This window comes from Avibacterium paragallinarum (genome assembly GCF_900450705.1).
GTDB classification, from domain to species: Bacteria; Pseudomonadota; Gammaproteobacteria; order Enterobacterales; family Pasteurellaceae; genus Avibacterium; species Avibacterium paragallinarum.
The window spans coordinates 1527875-1544354 of the sequence record NZ_UGHK01000002.1 but is presented as its reverse complement, the minus strand read 5'-3'; the positions used below and the strand labels follow the sequence as shown (position 1 = coordinate 1544354).

Here is a 16480-nt window from a genome sequence, read left to right as displayed (position 1 = left end):
AATCAAATAAAAAAGAGGGGCATAGTGTAGTATAAAATGCAAAAAATCAGTAATGTTTTCATCATAGTGAGTAATATATGGCAGAAAAAAATAAAAAAGGCGGATTTTGGTCTTGGTTTGGCTTAGGTAAAAAGGAAGAAGAAGCGGTAGAGCCTAGTTTATTGCAAGAAAATGCGGAAGAAAGCAACGTTTCACAAACAGAAATCCCCTCAGAACAAAGTGCGGTGGAAAATTCACAAGGTTTTGAGCAAGAAACGGAATGCGTAACGCAAACCGACATCACGCCAGAGCAAAGTGCGGTAGAAAATCCGCAAGATTTTGAGCAAGAAACGGAAAGCGTAACGCAAACCGATATCACGCCAGAGCAAAGTGCGGTAGAAAACCCGCAAGGTTTTGAGCAAGAAACGGAAACTCTAACGCAAGCTGAAATTTCCTCAGAGCAAAGTGCGGTAGAAAATCCGCAAGGTTTTGTGCAAGAAACGGAAACTCTAACGCAAATCGAAATCACGCCAGAGCAAAGTGCGGTGGAAAATCCGCAAGGTTTTGAGCAAGAAACGGAAAGCCTAACGCAAACCGACATCACGCCAGAGCAAAGTGAAGCAGAAAATCTACAATCTGCAGAACAAGAAAAACCAAGTAAAGGGGGCTTTTTCAGTCGATTAGTGAAAGGGCTAATTCGCACAAAACAGAATATCGGTTCGGGCTTTTTGAGCTTATTTTCAGGTAAGAAAATTGATGATGATCTTTTTGAAGAGCTGGAAGAACAGTTATTGATCGCCGATATTGGAATGCCGACAACAACCAAGATTATCAATAATTTAACTCAACACGCCAGCCGCAAACAGCTAAAAGAAGCAGATTTGTTGTATCAACAGCTTAAAGCGGAGCTTGCGGACATTATCAAACCCGTTGCACAACCGCTGCAAATTGATAGCAGCAAAAAGCCTTATGTGATTTTGATGGTGGGCGTAAATGGCGTGGGCAAAACCACCACCATTGGAAAATTGGCTCGTCAATTCCAAATGCAAGGCAAATCGGTGATGTTAGCCGCTGGGGATACTTTCCGTGCCGCCGCCGTAGAACAGCTACAAGTGTGGGGGGAACGCAATCATATTCCCGTTATCGCTCAAAACACGGGGGCGGATTCTGCTTCCGTGATTTATGACGCAATGCAATCAGCCGCGGCGAGAAATATTGACATTTTAATCGCCGATACCGCAGGGCGTTTGCAAAATAAAAATAACTTAATGGACGAGCTGAAAAAAATCGTGCGAGTGATGAAAAAATACGATGAAACCGCACCGCACGAAATTATGCTGACCCTTGACGCGGGTACAGGGCAAAACGCCATTAGCCAAGCGAAATTATTCCACGAAGCCGTAGGGCTAACGGGCATTAGCTTAACGAAGCTCGACGGCACAGCAAAAGGCGGGGTGATTTTCGCCATCGCAGATCAATTTAAATTGCCGATTCGCTATATTGGTATCGGTGAAAAAATTGAAGACCTCCGCCCATTCCAGGCGGAAGAATTTATTGAGGCTTTATTTAGTAAAGAATTGGAAACTCAATAGCTGAGAAGATAAAATTTTGTTTAGGGCGAGCGGAATAGTTCGCCCTTTTTTATTAGCCTGTTGTTTTTGTTTGGGTGAATAGTTTTTTCTTCGGTAGCTATAACGGATTTCGCTCGTTGAGCGACTTACTTTCTTTTGCGTTCCCAAAGGAAGTAAGCAAAGAAAAGGGAACCCGACTAAATTGCTTTTCCTCATTTCAATAAAATTTTCTTAACGAAAAATAAGCCTGATGTTCGCTTTGCTCTCGCTCGGCGTTACGGCTCTCAAAAATTTTATCTTCATTCGGGCAATTTACACGGGGGAATGGGGTATTTACATTTAAAAGTGCGGTGGGATTTGGGATCTATTTTGTGAGAGATAAATGAAAAAAACACCGCTAGAAAGCACCGCTCTTTTCATTATCTCGGATAAATTTTTAGAAATTTTGGGTGGGTAGCTGATATTTTTTTAGGGGCTGTCCTAGATAACAACTAAAAAATCTATTTAGGTTAGAATGAACCAATGAGAAAAAGTCGTCTAAGTCAGCACAAACAAAATAAACTCATTGAGCTATTTGTTGCAGGTGTTACTGCAAGGACAGCAGCAGAGTTAGTCAATGTAAACAAAACGACTGCCGCATATTACTTTCATCGTTTATGCCAACTCATCTATCAAAACAGCCTTCACTTAGAGATGTTTGAAGGTGAAATTGAAGCCGATGAAAGTTATTTTGGCGGTGCTCGCAAAGGCAAACGTGGTCGTGGTGCGGCAGGGAAAATTGCGGTATTCGGGCTTCTCAAGCGCAATGGCAAGGTTTATACCGTTGCGGTTCCAAATACGCAATCTGCCACCTTGTTACCCATTATTCGGGAGCAGGTAAAGCCTGATAGTATTGTTTACACCGATAATTATCGTAGTTATGACGTGCTTGATGTGAGTGAATTTAGTCATTTTCGTATCAATCACAGCACACATTTTGCTGAAAATCATAACCACATTAACGGAATTGAGAATTTTTGAAGCCAAGCAAAACGCCATTTACGCAAATTTAATGGTATCCCAAAAGCGCATTTTGAGCTTTATTTAAAGGAATGTGAATGGCGTTTTAATTACAGCAACATAAAAAGTCAAATTTCTATTTTAAAACAATTGGTTAAAGGGAGTTTAGTCTAGTTATCTAGGACAGCCCCTAAAAATAAACTGGGCATATTAAGGCGATATGAATTACATAATGCAAACCAGTATATTATTCAATTACTTCATCTTAATAATGAATATCGCCGCCACACTGACAAAGCAATAATGTTATCGTTTAGTATACCTGTTGCAACGGCTCTTATTGTTGGCATATCAGCCTAAGATTGGCTTTCCTTTAGGTCTTGGCTTATCTGCACTATCACCAATAAAAACAGGTTCAGGTTTTCTATAAACAGTTTGTGTTGGTTTAGTGGGAGCTGGCTGTGGTTTTGATTGAGATGATTTTTGATTAGACATAACAAATCCTAATTTATAAGTTGTGGTAACAAGTAAGGCGAGTTTTGCTGTTCTCGTTAAAAAACAGAGTTAACAAACCGCCCTACTTCGGATTAAAACAACGGTAAATTAATAATTCCAAATCATCTCTTCAATTAGGGCGGTTTTGGATTTCCCGGTGCGTTCACTGAGTTCTGCTAAGCGTGAAATGGTTTCTTCTTTCAACTTAAAACCAACCAAACGCACACCGCGTTTTTTATCGCTTTTTTCTTGCTGTTCTTGACGCGTTAAACCTGACTTAGGACGACCACGAGACATATTAACCTCTTGCATTTAATGAATTAACGGTTTATAGTAGGAGCCATTGGGGGACACTTCCACATATCCCCCGCAGGTTTATCCTAGAATGCTGGCATTGCCACCATTAGCAGGATAATTAGGATTGCGAGCTTCAAACACATATCCTAACTCCTTTTTTGATGCCCGATTTCAGTCGGGCTTCTCATTTTTAGAACCATTCCAAAAACAAGATTATTGTAGTTTATACTTCATAAATAAGCAAGATTTATTTAGTATTTACTAATTATTTTTTATTTGACACCGCCCAAACTTCAGATTAAGATAACCGCACTTCCAAGCCGTTTTTTAACGGCTTTTTTTGTACCTTAAAATGATAAAAAATAGGAGAGCACTAATGATTACATATCAAGATCTGTGCAAACAGCACCAACAATTCAACCATATTTTGATTGAACGTCGCGCGATATTAAGAGAACAAATTCGGCAATTACGTTTAGCTTTAGCAATGGATTTAGGGCTAACAGAAAAATATTATAAAAAACAACTTAACGACCCAAGCCCAACAGAACCTTACGTCAGAGTAACCGATAGCGATGGAGCCCCAACTGAGTCACATCAACTTAAAGCAGAATATGATGAATTACATAATCCAAGCATTACTTTTGGTTTATCTTTAGCGCTCGAAGAAAGTGCAATAACCTACCCGAAGAAGCCTGTTAGATTGGTTATTACAGCCTATTATCTTTCAGAAAATACCATAAGATTTGTTTTTCCGAATATTGACGACACACCAGCTTTCGGAATTAATATTGATGATGACAAGCAAAGTAAGTTTTCAGTAGTTATTGAGGCTTATAAACAACTTGTTATGAAAACTTTTACAATCTAATTGACAACCACCGCCCTTTGATCTAGGATATACCCACTTTCAAACGAAAGTCGGGATTTGCAACCTGAACTATGAGAGCGGTGAAAAGGATAGACGCTCAAAGCGTCTTTTTTTATAGCCGAAAACTAGCCTAATCAAACCTTTGAAAGGCAACGTCAAATTGACGTACCCTTTCAAAGTAGTCAATGATGAGCTAGATGGAGGGATCGAAAGATCCGCCGTTTCTCGTAGCGGTATTGCAAACTCTGTCTAGTTCATCGCCAACGATTTGCAACGTTAGTGATGGTTTTAAAACTTAAACTACGAGAAATCAAAATGACTACATTAACATTTCAAAACAAAACTCTTTCGGTTATTAATCAAAAAAATCAAATTTGGTTGTCCACTTTGGAAATTGGTGAGGCTTTGGGTTATTCACGCTTTGATAGTGTAACAAAGATCTATGAACGCCACGCTGACGAATTTACCCCAAATATGACCGCACTGATTAATATGCAAACCAACGGCGGAATGCAGAAAGTGCGAATTTTCAGCTTGCGTGGTGCTCACCTAATCGGAATGCTTTCACACACCAAAGTTGCTAAAGATTTTCGTAAGTGGGTGCTGGATATTCTCGATCAAGAAGTAGAGCGACAAAAACCAAAACAACTTGCTTTGCCAGAACCCGAAAAGAAATATCCTTTCGAGCATAGCGAAAAAGAGCTACAAAATTTAGCGTGGGATTGGTTCGCCCTTTTCAAATGTGTGGAATTTACCAAAGACATTGTGCCAGCATTAGATGCCATTCAATCCAAATTTGCCCCACAAGCACGGAGTATCGTCTCCGAATATGGCTCTATGCTTCGCCATCATCAATCGCTAATTCAAAAGCTCACCGCCCAATTTGAAATCGAAACTTGGGGCGATGAAAATTGGAATAGAGTACTGCAGACTATTCGGGATAACGAAATTCTTAACCCAAGAAAACGACTCCCACACCACAATTTCTAAAATTTAACCAAAACCGACCGCACTTCCCTGTGAACCGTGTGGCGGTTTTCTACACCCTAAATTCAGCAAATTGCACAAAAAGGAAACAAAAATGAAACAGCGTGGTTATGAAACATTGGTGGCAGATTACGTTAAATCAAAATTAGGTGAAAACATCACCACAAGTCAGATTGCAACGCAATATGGTGAGGTTAGCCTTTATCACAACAATAAACTGTATATCGTAGTGTTTGATAATCCAACCACCCTACAGATAGACGACATTAATCGCCAACTCTTCGCAGTACATTTCACGCATGAGCTAATTTATCGAACGGGACGAAAACTACTGACCTTTGAAACCCAACGCTTACTAAAACCAGAAGTAAGTTATTTACTCAGACATCTAAAACAGATGGAGAAGAACAATGCCAATTTATCGCGTACATAGCAGTGCTTACCACGATGGCTCAACTAAAGGATTTCGCCACGACATTAAACATAAACGGCACGACTGTTTTCGTGGTGATGTGAGGATATTTCAAATCATTGATGGATATCCACATCAAATCTCACGGAAGCGAAAACGTTTTACAAATAAAGAAGAGGCTTATCAATGGGCAAAGCAATTTGCTCAAACCATCACAAAGCAATTAAAAAGGAAACAAAAATGCACGACCTCATCAAACACACAATACAAACCCTACTCTTTCTTGTTGCCATTATCACCGTGCTAAGCCTTGCTGATGCCTACGCACAAACAGCGGAAGATTACTACGCAATGCAAGGTTTCAGCACTGAACAACTCGCCGAAATGGAACGCCAAGCCAACCTTGAGTGGCAACAAGAACAAGGCGACTTACCGCCCAATTTAACCGTTGAGGCTGAAAAATACCTCAAAAATTACACCGCACTTTTGCAAGAGGAAATAAACAATGGCAAGTAAAAAACGCAAGTATCTTTACAAACTCATTCAAGACCCTGTTTCATTTTATTGGCACGGTGAATGTTGGATTGATGACAAATTATGGAAGGCCACATTAAAAATGGTGAATCAAAAAGTGGCAATCAACCGTCTAAATAAAATTATTGATAGCTACAACTTACAACATTCAGGAGCGGTGAAAACCTCAACGGTTATTCCAAACTTCGACCTTGAAAAAACTTCTCCTTATCAAGTTATTCTGCCCGCAATGCCAGATGACAAATGGAAAACTGCCACACCAAAGCCCCAAAATACGCGTGAGTTGTCCGTTATTCCAATGCGAAAAGAAGAACCCACACAGACAAAGGAAGCCAAAATGAACACCGAAAGCCCACAAGAAATCCAAACCGTAACGATTAAAACCCAACGTAAAAAAGTCACGCCACGCAAGCCGTTTACGCCTTATGGCTTGAATGGTTATCTCGTGGACAAAAACGGCAAAGTACGGCTAATGCTTGACCGCAAAGCCAACGCCCAAACTATTACGCTTGAACCTGAAATGTTCGCAATGCTTGCGGATATGGTCAAGGCGACACAAGCACAGGAGAGGAACAATGAGTTACCTACAAATCGCACAAACCTATGATCGCAAAAGCGACCGATTGTTAGAAGCCCATTACGCTGAAGATGGCTTTGAAGAACGGTTACAAGCAGAAATCCAACGCATTGACGAGCAAATCAGAAAGGGCGATGAAACGCTCTTTGACGAGTTCACCCAAACCCTGTGCGACAACGATTTATTTTGGCTTGCCGTAGGAAGCGGGGCGGATTACCTCCCCTACCGACAACAAGCCATCGAGAAATTAGCCAAGCAACGATTAGGAGAACGACAATGACTAACCAAATCACGCAACCACAAAAACCCAAAAGCCCCCCAACATTAAAACAACTTTTTCAATCACCACTAATAAAACAAAAAGTACAAGAACTAGTGGGGAAAAATGCAAGCACCTTTGCCACAAGTGTTATACAAATTGCAAACAGTAATGCAATGTTAAAGACGGCAAAGCCAGAGAGTATTTTTAATGCCGCTTGTATGGCAGCAACGCTAAATTTACCCCTACAAAATGGCTTAGGTTTTGCCTATCTCGTCCCTTTTCGCACAAAAAGAAAAGTGCCTTTAGTTGATACCGAAGGTAACGTAATACTTGATAGAGATGGTAAGCCAAGAACGAAAGAAGAATATGTCATAGAAGCCCAATTCCAAATTGGCTACAAAGGCTTTATTCAGCTTGCACAGCGTAGTGGACAATTTAAACGCCTTGTTGCTCTGCCTGTTTACAAAAAACAACTGGTCAAAAAAGATTTTATCAACGGCTTTGAATTTGACTGGGAGCAAGAGCCTGAAGAAGGCGAATTGCCGATTGGCTATTATGCCTACTTTAAATTGGTGAATGATTTTTCTGCCGAGCTTTATATGACCCACGAGGAAATCGAAAAGCACGCGAAAAAATATAGCCAAACCTACCGCACTTATCTTGAAAAGAAAGCCAAAGGACAATGGGCAAGCAGTGTATGGGCAGACAATTTTGAAAGTATGGCATTGAAAACCGTGATGAAACTGCTGCTTTCAAAACAAGCGCCACTCTCCGTAGAAATGCAAAATGCGGTACTTGCGGATCAATCCGTTATCAAGGACAGCGAAAATGGCGAATTTGATTACCCTGATAACAATATTGATGACGCTGAAATTGTAACGATGAATGTCAGCCAAGAAACCTTTGAACAATGCAAACAAAATATTCTCAATCGAGAAACCACTTTGCAAGCACTCTGTGATAGCGGTTTTAAATTCTCACCAGAGCAATATGCACAATTGGAAGCGTTGGAAAATAACAGGGAATAGCTATGTACCAAATGAAAGCTAGATGTTCAATGCTACACCGCTTGCTACCAGAACCTAAAGCAAAATCAGAAACCATTTCTGCCACCGCAAAAAGTGCAGTGCGAGAAATCGCCAAATTTGATTTGTTCGGTTATCAAGCCTTTGACGGCAATAAGTACACCGAAAAAGGCAATGAGCTGGAAGATCAAGCCATCCGCCTAAGTGGTTTAAAGCGTGGGCTAGCACTCAAGAAAAACACAGAGCGCCGAGAAAATGATTGGATTACGGGCGAGTGTGATATTTATGTTCCAAGCCGAAAACTTATTATTGATACAAAATGTTCGTGGGATATTGGTACTCACCCATTTTTTATTGATGAAGCGACCGAAAAAGCTAAAAAGGCGGGCTATGACATCCAAATGCAAGGCTATATGTGGCTTTGGGATTGCGAAGAAGCTCAAATTGATTTTTGCCTTTTGCCAACCCCTGAAACATTAATTCCAACTTGGCAAGATCCCGCAAAATTTGTCGATTTAGTCAAACAAATCCCACAACATAAGCGAATTACAACCGTAACGATTAAACGAGATGAAAAGCTCATCGAAAAAATCAAACAAAAGGTCGAAGTCGCCCAAAATTATTATCAGCAACTTATTATGGAGGCAACGTAAATGGCAGGCATAAACAAAGCCATCATCGTCGGCAATTTAGGCAACGATCCAGAAATCCGCACAATGCAAAATGGCGATCAGGTTGCAACAATCAGCGTGGCAACCTCAGAAAGCTGGACTGATAAGCAAACAGGCGAACGGCGAGAACTCACCGAATGGCACAGAATTGTACTTTATCGGCGGTTAGCGGAAATTGCAGGGCAATACTTGCATAAAGGCTCAAAAGTATATGTTGAAGGACGCATCAGAACCCGAAAATGGCAAGACCAACAAGGCATTGAACGTTACACCACCGAAATTCAAGGCGACAGCTTGCAGATGTTAGATAGCCGCCAAGATGGACAAAGTGCACAAACAAACGCACCACCGCGTCAAACGCAATCAACAAAATCCAATGCTTATGCTAACGCTAAAAGTGGCAACTACACGCCACCAGCGCAGAATAATGGTGATGAGCTAGATGATGATATTCCGTTCTGAGTTGTCTAGACAATTTAAACAATATCTAAACGATTTTAGACAATTAAAAACATATTTAGCATTTAAAATCAAATAGATAGTATTGTTTAAATTAGACGATTCCTGATTATTTTTAGACGATAGCCCTCAAATGAGGGCTTTTTTATGAGGCAAAAATGAACACAGACCTACTCAACGAACGGGCCAAAACGCACGGCGATTTTATCAGCGGTGCAGAAACCTTTTATCACCTGATGAAACCGATTATTGAAAGCCAGCTTTTTGAACGCAACAAAGTCAAAGCCTATGCCGCCACAATGATTGCCGCCAAACTCACCCGTATTTGCAACGGTGATGAAACCTTCCCCGACCACTGGGACGACATTATCGGCTATGCTCAATTAGCCACTGGTAAGCAATTTGAGCCAACTGGGACAGTAAGCCTGCCTTTTGCTCAAGATATTCATCCAGACTTAGGAGGAGAAAACATATGATTATCGAAATACCAACAACAAAACAAGTTAATATCAAATATATAAAACTAGTAATCCCTGTTAGATATGACGACGAAGATATCCCTTATAATTTTCCGTTGCGCGATGGTGATCAATGGTGCGGAATAATTGATTTAGATACATCTAAAATTGAAAACTGGCCAGAAAACCATCCCGCAAAAATGAATATGAAAATCTGTGATGAGGGAGAATATTATTTACTAGATGAAAATAAAAATGTTATTAGCTCACTGATTAATAATTATATTCCTGATTGTTTACCTAATGATTATGGCGATTATATTGATTTACATATTGATGAAGCGGGTAAGGTTACCAATATGCCTAACAAATTAATATTTGATCAGTTCTTTGGTGGTTGCAGTGAATGATCAATAAAATTTAACCGCTAAATAGCGGTTTTTTATTGGAGAAAAGGAAAGCGTATGAAGATTATAAAACGATTAGCTGAACGAGTGCTTAGAGATGATTTTATTTACCTCGAAAGAAAAGTTGCAGAAAAAGTTAGTGAATTAAGTAAAGAATATCAGAAGATAATTGAAGAGCGAGATAAAACTATTGTTGGCTTGCGAACAATTATCGAAAATCAAAAAGCAGATATTCTTAAATTAAGAAAGAAAGTAAAAAAAAGACCGTATTTTAAGCAAAAAAACATAACAAGGAGAATAAACAATGACTTTTAAAATTGACTCTGGTTGGTTTTTATTAGCTTTACTTTTAATTGCAACAGCACTTGTCATTTTAACCATTAATTCCGTAGGTATAGGCAAGGCTTATATTACTCAAGCAAATGCTGGTGAGAGTAATCTCGGTCTTATTTTTGCTTGGTCTTATTATGTGATCGCCTTTGTTTTTGATTACTTAACGAGATTATTTGGTTGGCTTGCTATTCTGTTTTTTTGTGCCTCGATATTTGGGTATCGAATAGAAATCAGTTCGCATAATTCAGAAAAAGAAATGCAAGAGGCTCACCAAAAACACGCAGAACATTCAACAGGGAAACAAATGGAGAAATAAAATGCACCCAGAACTGATTGTATGTGCGGCGATTAAATTCATAGAACGCACTCAAAAAGAGATTGACCTAAATCGAAAAGGCACAGAATTTATCGTTCCGATGGTTAGACATTATTCTCCTGATGGACAAGATGTTTTAGATAGCCTTTATCCTATTTATGAAAATAAAGAATTAGAAGAAATTGAACAAGGTTTTCTTACTAATAAAAGTCGGTTTGTAAATAGAAAAGAAGCCTTAGCAATCGCTAAAGCTAATAATCAAATTAAATTTGATATTGGTTATGAACCAGATGAATTATATTCTGAAATGTTATATTAGAAAGGAAAATTAAAATGAAACCATTTGATTTAGAAAAAGCCTTAGCAGGCGAGCCAGTTAAATTAAAAAATGGATATAAAGCATTTATTAAACTGGATTTAAACAGTGAAGCTAAAAATATAGATAAATCTTATATTGGGTTATTAGATTTATTCGGATATTACACACACGAAAATATTATTATCCCTTGTAGATGGTATTCAGATACTCTGAATGCGAGTACAGACGAAGCAGGATTAACTATTGCGGGAATGTGGGAAGATCCGAAACGTTATGTGAACGGTATCGAAGTTCCTGAACCAGTAACGTTAAATACTTGGGAAAATGGTAGAACATACTGGTATGTAAGGTTTACCGCACCTGAATGTGTGCAAGATGATCCATTTTATAAATACAATGAAAGAGATGAGCGAATGATTTCACAAGGGTTAGTTTTTAAAACTAAGAAAGGTGCTGAAGCAATGATGAAAGCATTGTTAAATTATAACGTAGAGTATAAAAATGATGATAACGCCTATGCTAATAATGGTTGGATTGATATAAATAAACAACTCCCACCACTAGGAACCAAAGTGATTGGTAGATGTGTTATAGATGGTAAAGTGTTAATACTTATTATTGTAAAAAAGCTTGTCGGTAGTGAGTATTGGTTTTCACCCGTTAATATTTACGGTACATTTGATGATAAAGCGGTTGATGTCACGCACTGGCAGCCACTACCAAAACTACCACAAGCCTAACCTAGCAAGTTAGGCTTTTTATTTGACACCGCCCAAACTTCAGGCTAACATATCCTCACTTTCAAACGAAAGTCGGGATTGGCGTCCTGAATTATTACGGTGCGGTTAAGAATAACAGTCGCACAAAGCGGCTTTTTTTATAGCCGAAAATCAGAAAATCAAACCTTCCAAAAGGCACCCTCGAATTGAGGTACCCTTTCAAAGTAGTCAATGATGAGCTGATTGAGGGGATCGAAAGATCCACCGTTTACACCGTAAGACGGCACGCCAACCTTGATCAGTTCATCACCAGTAATTGGCGTTGCTTGTGATGAGTTTTTAAAACTTAAATTACGGTAAACAAAAATGACTACATTAATTTTCAAAAATACTACTATTTCGGCAATTAATCAAAACAACCAAGTTTGGTTATCTATTTCAGATATTGGCAAAGCATTAGGATATTCAAATCCATTAAAAGGCATTGGCAATCTCTACAACGCACATCAAGACGAATTTACCCCAAATATGACCGCACTTATTAATATGCAAACCAACGGCGGAATACAAAAAGTGCGAATTTTCAGCTTGCGTGGTTGCCACCTAATCGGAATGCTTTCCCACACTAAAGTTGCCAAAGAGTTTAGAAAATGGGTGCTGGATATTCTCGATCAAGAAGTAGAGCGACAAAAACCAAAACAACTCGCCTTGCCTGAACCAGAGAAAAAATACACCTTTGAATTTACCGAGTACGAACTCGAACAACTCGCTTGGCTTTGGTTCAGCCACAAAAGAATGAACACCTTACTTGCTGACCTTTACGAACCGCTCAATGCACTTGGGTCAACTTTCAGCGGCAGCGTGTACAGCCACGCTCACGAATATCACCGCCACCACGAGGAAAGCCAAGCCACAATGCAACGCCTGATTGAGCCGTTCAAACGCTCCACCAAGCTCAACTGGCAACGAGTGATACCAAAAATCACCCCAGCAAGAAATTATCTCGATTTCTAAAATTTAACCAAAACCGACCGCACTTCACTTTGAACCGTGTGGCGGTTTTGCTTATCTCAAATTCAGCAAAAAGGTGAAAATATGTTCAGAATTTTAATGATTATCGGCTTGTTGTGGTGTGCGTTCGAACTTGATTTGAGGGCTGACTGCGATGGGCATTATTGCGGAACAGCCACAGATTTAATCACAAAAAATTAACTCAACCCAAGCCTACGTTGTAGGCTTTTTTATTAGGAAACCCTATGGAAAAACTCACCAAATCCAAAGCGAGGGTAAGAGACTTTGGCGAGGTGTACACACCTCAAAAACTGGTGCAAAAAATGACCGCACTTTTACCCGAAGAGAGCTTTGAGCCTGAAAAGAAAATCCTCGAACCCAGCTGTGGCACGGGGAATTTTTTATATGACATACTCAACCGCAAGCTATGTAAAATCCTCGTAGGTCCAAAGCACCCTTATTACAAAGTGCTGAATATGTATCAAGCACTAGCGAGCGTTTACGGCGTAGATATTCAACTTGATAACGTGATTGAATGCCAATCTCGCCTCAAATCCCTATTTTACGAACGCCTCGCAATGCTGCACGTTAAGCCCTTTGACTATTTTGTCGATCACGTCTTAATTAACAACATCAGACTAGGAAACGCCCTTGAGGACGCATTCACCTTTATTGATGTCGAGATCGTTTTCAAAGATCGTGATATAGGTATTAAGGTAGAGAAAGATAGCTTTTTGCTTAGCGAATATGAATGCCATTTGCAACAGAACACCTCTCAACTCCAAGCCGTGCGATTGCTGGCATTTGAAGATGAGATAGGGATTACCAGAAATGCAACCTAAGGCTAAAAAGCCTATTTTATTGGAGGGAATATGGAGTTTATAAATACAGAAAAAGCTGCAAAGCTCCTTAATATGCATCCAGCAACAGTGAGAGAAAGAGCGAAAAAGAAAGAAATACCCGCTTATAAAATTGGTAAGTATTGGAGGTTTGATCCTAAAGAGCTTGAGTTTTTTGTAAAAAATAGTCAAAATCGCCCCGAACAAGAGATGGGGCATAAGGAGAATTTATGTCGCGTCAAATCATCTCCCTCAAGAAAAGAGGGGAAATCTGGCATTACTCGTACACCTCACCAACGTGTGAGCGGGTACGCCGAAGCTCTCGGACTACCGATAAAACCCAAGCAATGCAATTAGCCTCGAAAGAATATAATGAATGTTGGCGAGTATTTAAACTTGGTGAACGTCCAGAATATTCTTGGCAAGAGGCGGTTATGCAATGGCTTGAAGAAAAGCCGAAACGTAAACAAGATCGCAATATGATTTATGGATTACGTTGGCTAGATCAGTATCTTGGAAATAAAATATTAAATGAGATCGACCGTAATCTGATTAAATTTATCCAATCTGAAAAAGCAAAAGAGGGGGTTAAAAATAGGACTATTAACGCTATTTTGCAACAAATTAGAGTGATACTCAGAGCGGCAGTTGAATGGGATTGGCTAGATAAATGCCCCGCAATAAAACTCTTGCCCGAACCTAAGCGACGCATTCGCTGGCTGACGGAAAGCGAAGAAATGCGGTTAATGCAAGAATTGCCAGAGCATTTAAAAGCCATTGTACAATTTGCGATTTTAACTGGGTTAAGAATGTCGAATATAACGCAATTAAAATGGTCGCAAATTGATTTGCCGAAAAAACTTGCTTGGGTAAATTCAGACGAGTCAAAGACGGGAAATAGCATAGGAATTCCACTCAATGACAAAGCAATCGAAGTTATTGTAGCACAGTTTGGTAAACACAAAGAAAACGTATTTACTTATAAAGGGAAGCCTGTAAGGATTGCAAATACAAAAGCATTCCGTAATGCTTTAAGTCGCGCAGGCATAAAGGATTTCAGATTCCACGACTTAAGGCATACTTGGGCTACAAGGCATATTATGTCTGGAACACCTTTATATGTATTACAAGAACTTGGCGGCTGGAGCAAAACAGATACTGTCCGAAAATATGCACATCTATCTGTTGAGCATTTACATAGCCACGTTAACAATGTTCAGCTTTTTGACACAAAATTGGCACAACACTAGATATAAAAAAATCTTATCAACGATAAACTATTGATAAGATTAAGAAATTTGGTGGAGATAATCGGGATCGAACCGACGACCTCTTGAATGCCATTCAAGCGCTCTCCCAACTGAGCTATATCCCCGTAAATATGGCGTTTATGATAATAATCTGAATGAATGCTGTCAATATTAAATTCACAACATTCATTCACTAGCTTAAATATTAAGCGGCTTGCGATTTAATAAACGCAATGGCTTTTTGAATGCGTGCTAAAGTGCGTTTGCGTCCAATGCCGACAAGGGTTACGTCCATTGAGGGGGATTGTCCAGAGCCAGTTACGGCAACACGCAATGGCATTCCCACTTTCCCCATTCCTACGCCAAGTTCTTCGGCGGCTTGTTCAATAGCTTGGTGGATGGGTTCTGCTGTCCATTGAGAAAGTGCGGTCAGTTTTTCATACACTTTTTCTAAGGCTTCTACGGCGGTAGATTTGAAATGTTTGTTCACCGCACTTTCTTCAAAATGCTCAACGTCTTCAAAGAAGTAGCGGCTGGAGGCTGCCATTTCTTTGAGGGTTTTGCAACGTTCTCTTAGCATCACCACAATATCCGTTAATGGTGGGCCGTTGTGCGTATCAATGCCTTGATGTTGATAGTGCCATTTTAGATGCTCAGCGACATATTCTAGCGGGAGTTCACGGATATAATGATGGTTGAGCCATAATAATTTTTCCGTGTTGAACGCACTTGCGGATTTACTCACTTGGGTGAGTTCAAAGAGTTTGATCATTTCTTCGACGGAGAAAATTTCTTGGTCGCCGTGTCCCCAGCCTAGACGCACTAAATAATTCAGTAAAGCTTCAGGCAAGAAACCGCCGTCGCGATATTGCATTACACTCACCGCACCGTGGCGTTTAGACAATTTCTGTCCGTCATCACCTAGGATCATTGAAACGTGTGCATAGGTTGGAATTGGCACATTTAACGCCTTCAAAATGTTAATTTGGCGTGGGGTATTATTGATATGGTCTTCGCCGCGTACAACGTGTGTAATACCCATATCCCAGTCATCAATCACCACGCAGAAGTTATATGTTGGTGAACCATCAGTACGGCGGATAATTAAATCATCAAGCTCACTGTTGCTGATCTCAATGCGTCCACGCACGGCATCATCAAATACCACGGAACCTTCTTGTGGGTTTTTGAAACGCACAACGTGAGGGGCATCAGGATTTTCAGGCGCGTGATGTAAGCAATAGCCATCATAACGCGGTTTTTCTTTGTTTTTTTCTTGTTCGTTGCGTAAGTTTTCTAAACGTTCTTTACTGCAATAACAACGGTAAGCTAAGCCTTGCTCAAGCATTTGATCGATCACTTGATTATAGCGATTGAAACGTTTGGTTTGATAATAAGGCCCGTGTTCCCAAGCTAAATTCAGCCATTCCATTCCTTCCAAAATGGCTTGAGTGGCTTCTGGGGTTGAACGTTCTAAATCCGTATCTTCAATGCGTAAAACAAATTCACCTTGGTTATGTTTAGCAAATAACCAAGAATACAGGGCAGTTCTTGCACCGCCAACGTGTAAATAGCCTGTTGGGCTTGGTGCAAAACGCGTGCGGACTTTTACCGCAGGATCTAAATTAAATAAGGGTTCAGCTTTCATTTTATAACCTTTGTGCATAATAAAAGTAAATCGGCGATATT

General features: G+C 39.9%; 23 protein-coding genes, 1 tRNA gene and 1 pseudogene. 21 read left to right on the top strand and 4 right to left on the bottom strand.

Going from position 1 to position 16480, the window contains the following annotated elements; translation table 11 throughout:
- Positions 1 to 77: 77 nt before the first annotated feature.
- Together ftsY and DXZ23_RS12510 are read left to right on the top strand one after the other, a co-directional pair.
- Positions 78 to 1571, top strand: a complete 1494-nt coding sequence (gene ftsY / locus DXZ23_RS12515; protein ID WP_021723822.1) for a signal recognition particle-docking protein FtsY — start codon at positions 78 to 80, stop codon at positions 1569 to 1571.
- A gap of 501 nt (positions 1572 to 2072) precedes the next feature.
- Positions 2073 to 2723: pseudogene (locus tag DXZ23_RS12510) on the top strand (IS1595-like element ISHpa1 family transposase).
- A gap of 177 nt (positions 2724 to 2900) precedes the next feature.
- Here DXZ23_RS12510 and DXZ23_RS15550 read toward each other — a convergent pair.
- Together DXZ23_RS15550 and DXZ23_RS12505 are read right to left on the bottom strand one after the other, a co-directional pair.
- Positions 2901 to 3044 (bottom strand): hypothetical protein, encoded by a 144-nt coding sequence (locus tag DXZ23_RS15550; RefSeq protein WP_017807492.1) that lies wholly within the window; start codon positions 3042 to 3044, stop codon positions 2901 to 2903.
- Between the two features lie 108 nt (positions 3045 to 3152).
- Positions 3153 to 3341, bottom strand: a complete 189-nt coding sequence (locus tag DXZ23_RS12505) for a ribbon-helix-helix protein, CopG family (protein WP_021723821.1) — start codon at positions 3339 to 3341, stop codon at positions 3153 to 3155.
- A 376-nt stretch (positions 3342 to 3717) separates the two neighbouring features.
- Between DXZ23_RS12505 and DXZ23_RS12500 the strand changes: the two genes are divergently transcribed.
- From DXZ23_RS12500 to DXZ23_RS12405, 19 genes are all read left to right on the top strand, one after another.
- On the top strand, positions 3718 to 4212 hold the full coding sequence (locus DXZ23_RS12500; RefSeq protein ID WP_021723820.1) for a hypothetical protein: 495 nt from the start codon (positions 3718 to 3720) through the stop codon (positions 4210 to 4212).
- 315 nt (positions 4213 to 4527) lie between these two features.
- Positions 4528 to 5202, top strand: a complete 675-nt coding sequence (locus DXZ23_RS12495; RefSeq protein WP_051185297.1) for a P22AR C-terminal domain-containing protein — start codon at positions 4528 to 4530, stop codon at positions 5200 to 5202.
- Between the two features lie 91 nt (positions 5203 to 5293).
- On the top strand, positions 5294 to 5632 hold the full coding sequence (locus DXZ23_RS12490; protein WP_035688048.1) for a hypothetical protein: 339 nt from the start codon (positions 5294 to 5296) through the stop codon (positions 5630 to 5632).
- 219 nt (positions 5633 to 5851) lie between these two features.
- The gene (locus tag DXZ23_RS12480) at positions 5852 to 6127 is read left to right on the top strand and encodes a hypothetical protein (RefSeq protein ID WP_130261476.1); all 276 of its coding nucleotides are present in this window, start codon (positions 5852 to 5854) and stop codon (positions 6125 to 6127) included.
- Entirely contained in the window at positions 6117 to 6752 is a 636-nt protein-coding gene (locus tag DXZ23_RS12475; RefSeq protein ID WP_114995533.1) for a hypothetical protein, read from the top strand. The genes DXZ23_RS12480 and DXZ23_RS12475 overlap by 11 nt, the downstream gene beginning before the upstream one ends.
- Positions 6721 to 7002, top strand: coding sequence for a hypothetical protein (locus DXZ23_RS12470; RefSeq protein WP_017806852.1), 282 nt, complete (start codon positions 6721 to 6723; stop codon positions 7000 to 7002). Before DXZ23_RS12475 ends, DXZ23_RS12470 begins: the two co-directional genes overlap by 32 nt.
- Positions 6999 to 8012, top strand: a complete 1014-nt coding sequence (locus DXZ23_RS12465; protein WP_017806851.1) for a recombinase RecT — start codon at positions 6999 to 7001, stop codon at positions 8010 to 8012. The genes DXZ23_RS12470 and DXZ23_RS12465 overlap by 4 nt, the downstream gene beginning before the upstream one ends.
- A gap of 2 nt (positions 8013 to 8014) precedes the next feature.
- Positions 8015 to 8662, top strand: coding sequence for a translocation protein TolB precursor (locus DXZ23_RS12460; protein ID WP_017806850.1), 648 nt, complete (start codon positions 8015 to 8017; stop codon positions 8660 to 8662).
- The gene (gene ssb, locus DXZ23_RS12455) at positions 8663 to 9142 is read left to right on the top strand and encodes a single-stranded DNA-binding protein (protein ID WP_017806849.1); all 480 of its coding nucleotides are present in this window, start codon (positions 8663 to 8665) and stop codon (positions 9140 to 9142) included.
- A gap of 155 nt (positions 9143 to 9297) precedes the next feature.
- On the top strand, positions 9298 to 9615 hold the full coding sequence (locus DXZ23_RS12450) for a hypothetical protein (RefSeq protein WP_021723812.1): 318 nt from the start codon (positions 9298 to 9300) through the stop codon (positions 9613 to 9615).
- Entirely contained in the window at positions 9612 to 10007 is a 396-nt protein-coding gene (locus tag DXZ23_RS12445) for a hypothetical protein (RefSeq protein ID WP_051185287.1), read from the top strand. Before DXZ23_RS12450 ends, DXZ23_RS12445 begins: the two co-directional genes overlap by 4 nt.
- A 54-nt stretch (positions 10008 to 10061) precedes the next feature.
- Positions 10062 to 10319, top strand: a complete 258-nt coding sequence (locus DXZ23_RS12440) for a hypothetical protein (protein ID WP_017806845.1) — start codon at positions 10062 to 10064, stop codon at positions 10317 to 10319.
- Positions 10309 to 10653, top strand: coding sequence for a hypothetical protein (locus tag DXZ23_RS12435; protein ID WP_017807489.1), 345 nt, complete (start codon positions 10309 to 10311; stop codon positions 10651 to 10653). Before DXZ23_RS12440 ends, DXZ23_RS12435 begins: the two co-directional genes overlap by 11 nt.
- Position 10654: 1 nt before the next feature.
- Positions 10655 to 10972 (top strand): Y16D family protein, encoded by a 318-nt coding sequence (locus DXZ23_RS12430; protein WP_017807488.1) that lies wholly within the window; start codon positions 10655 to 10657, stop codon positions 10970 to 10972.
- Positions 10973 to 10986: 14 nt separating this feature from the next.
- On the top strand, positions 10987 to 11712 hold the full coding sequence (locus tag DXZ23_RS12425) for an HP1-YO09 family phage-derived protein (RefSeq protein WP_021723810.1): 726 nt from the start codon (positions 10987 to 10989) through the stop codon (positions 11710 to 11712).
- A 345-nt stretch (positions 11713 to 12057) separates the two neighbouring features.
- Entirely contained in the window at positions 12058 to 12705 is a 648-nt protein-coding gene (locus tag DXZ23_RS12420; RefSeq protein ID WP_021723809.1) for a P22AR C-terminal domain-containing protein, read from the top strand.
- A 242-nt stretch (positions 12706 to 12947) separates the two neighbouring features.
- On the top strand, positions 12948 to 13544 hold the full coding sequence (locus DXZ23_RS12415; RefSeq protein WP_017806842.1) for an N-6 DNA methylase: 597 nt from the start codon (positions 12948 to 12950) through the stop codon (positions 13542 to 13544).
- Between the two features lie 30 nt (positions 13545 to 13574).
- Positions 13575 to 13898: a helix-turn-helix domain-containing protein gene (locus DXZ23_RS12410; protein WP_081603153.1), complete on the top strand. Its 324-nt coding sequence runs from the start codon at positions 13575 to 13577 to the stop codon at positions 13896 to 13898.
- On the top strand, positions 13784 to 14791 hold the full coding sequence (locus tag DXZ23_RS12405; RefSeq protein WP_502243674.1) for a tyrosine-type recombinase/integrase: 1008 nt from the start codon (positions 13784 to 13786) through the stop codon (positions 14789 to 14791). Before DXZ23_RS12410 ends, DXZ23_RS12405 begins: the two co-directional genes overlap by 115 nt.
- A gap of 49 nt (positions 14792 to 14840) precedes the next feature.
- On the opposite strand, the gene DXZ23_RS12400 is transcribed toward DXZ23_RS12405, so the two are convergent.
- Both DXZ23_RS12400 and gltX read right to left on the bottom strand, forming a co-directional pair.
- Positions 14841 to 14916, bottom strand: a tRNA-Ala gene (locus tag DXZ23_RS12400).
- An 80-nt stretch (positions 14917 to 14996) separates the two neighbouring features.
- Positions 14997 to 16439: a glutamate--tRNA ligase gene (gene gltX, locus DXZ23_RS12395; protein ID WP_017806841.1), complete on the bottom strand. Its 1443-nt coding sequence runs from the start codon at positions 16437 to 16439 to the stop codon at positions 14997 to 14999.
- Positions 16440 to 16480 lie beyond the last annotated feature (41 nt).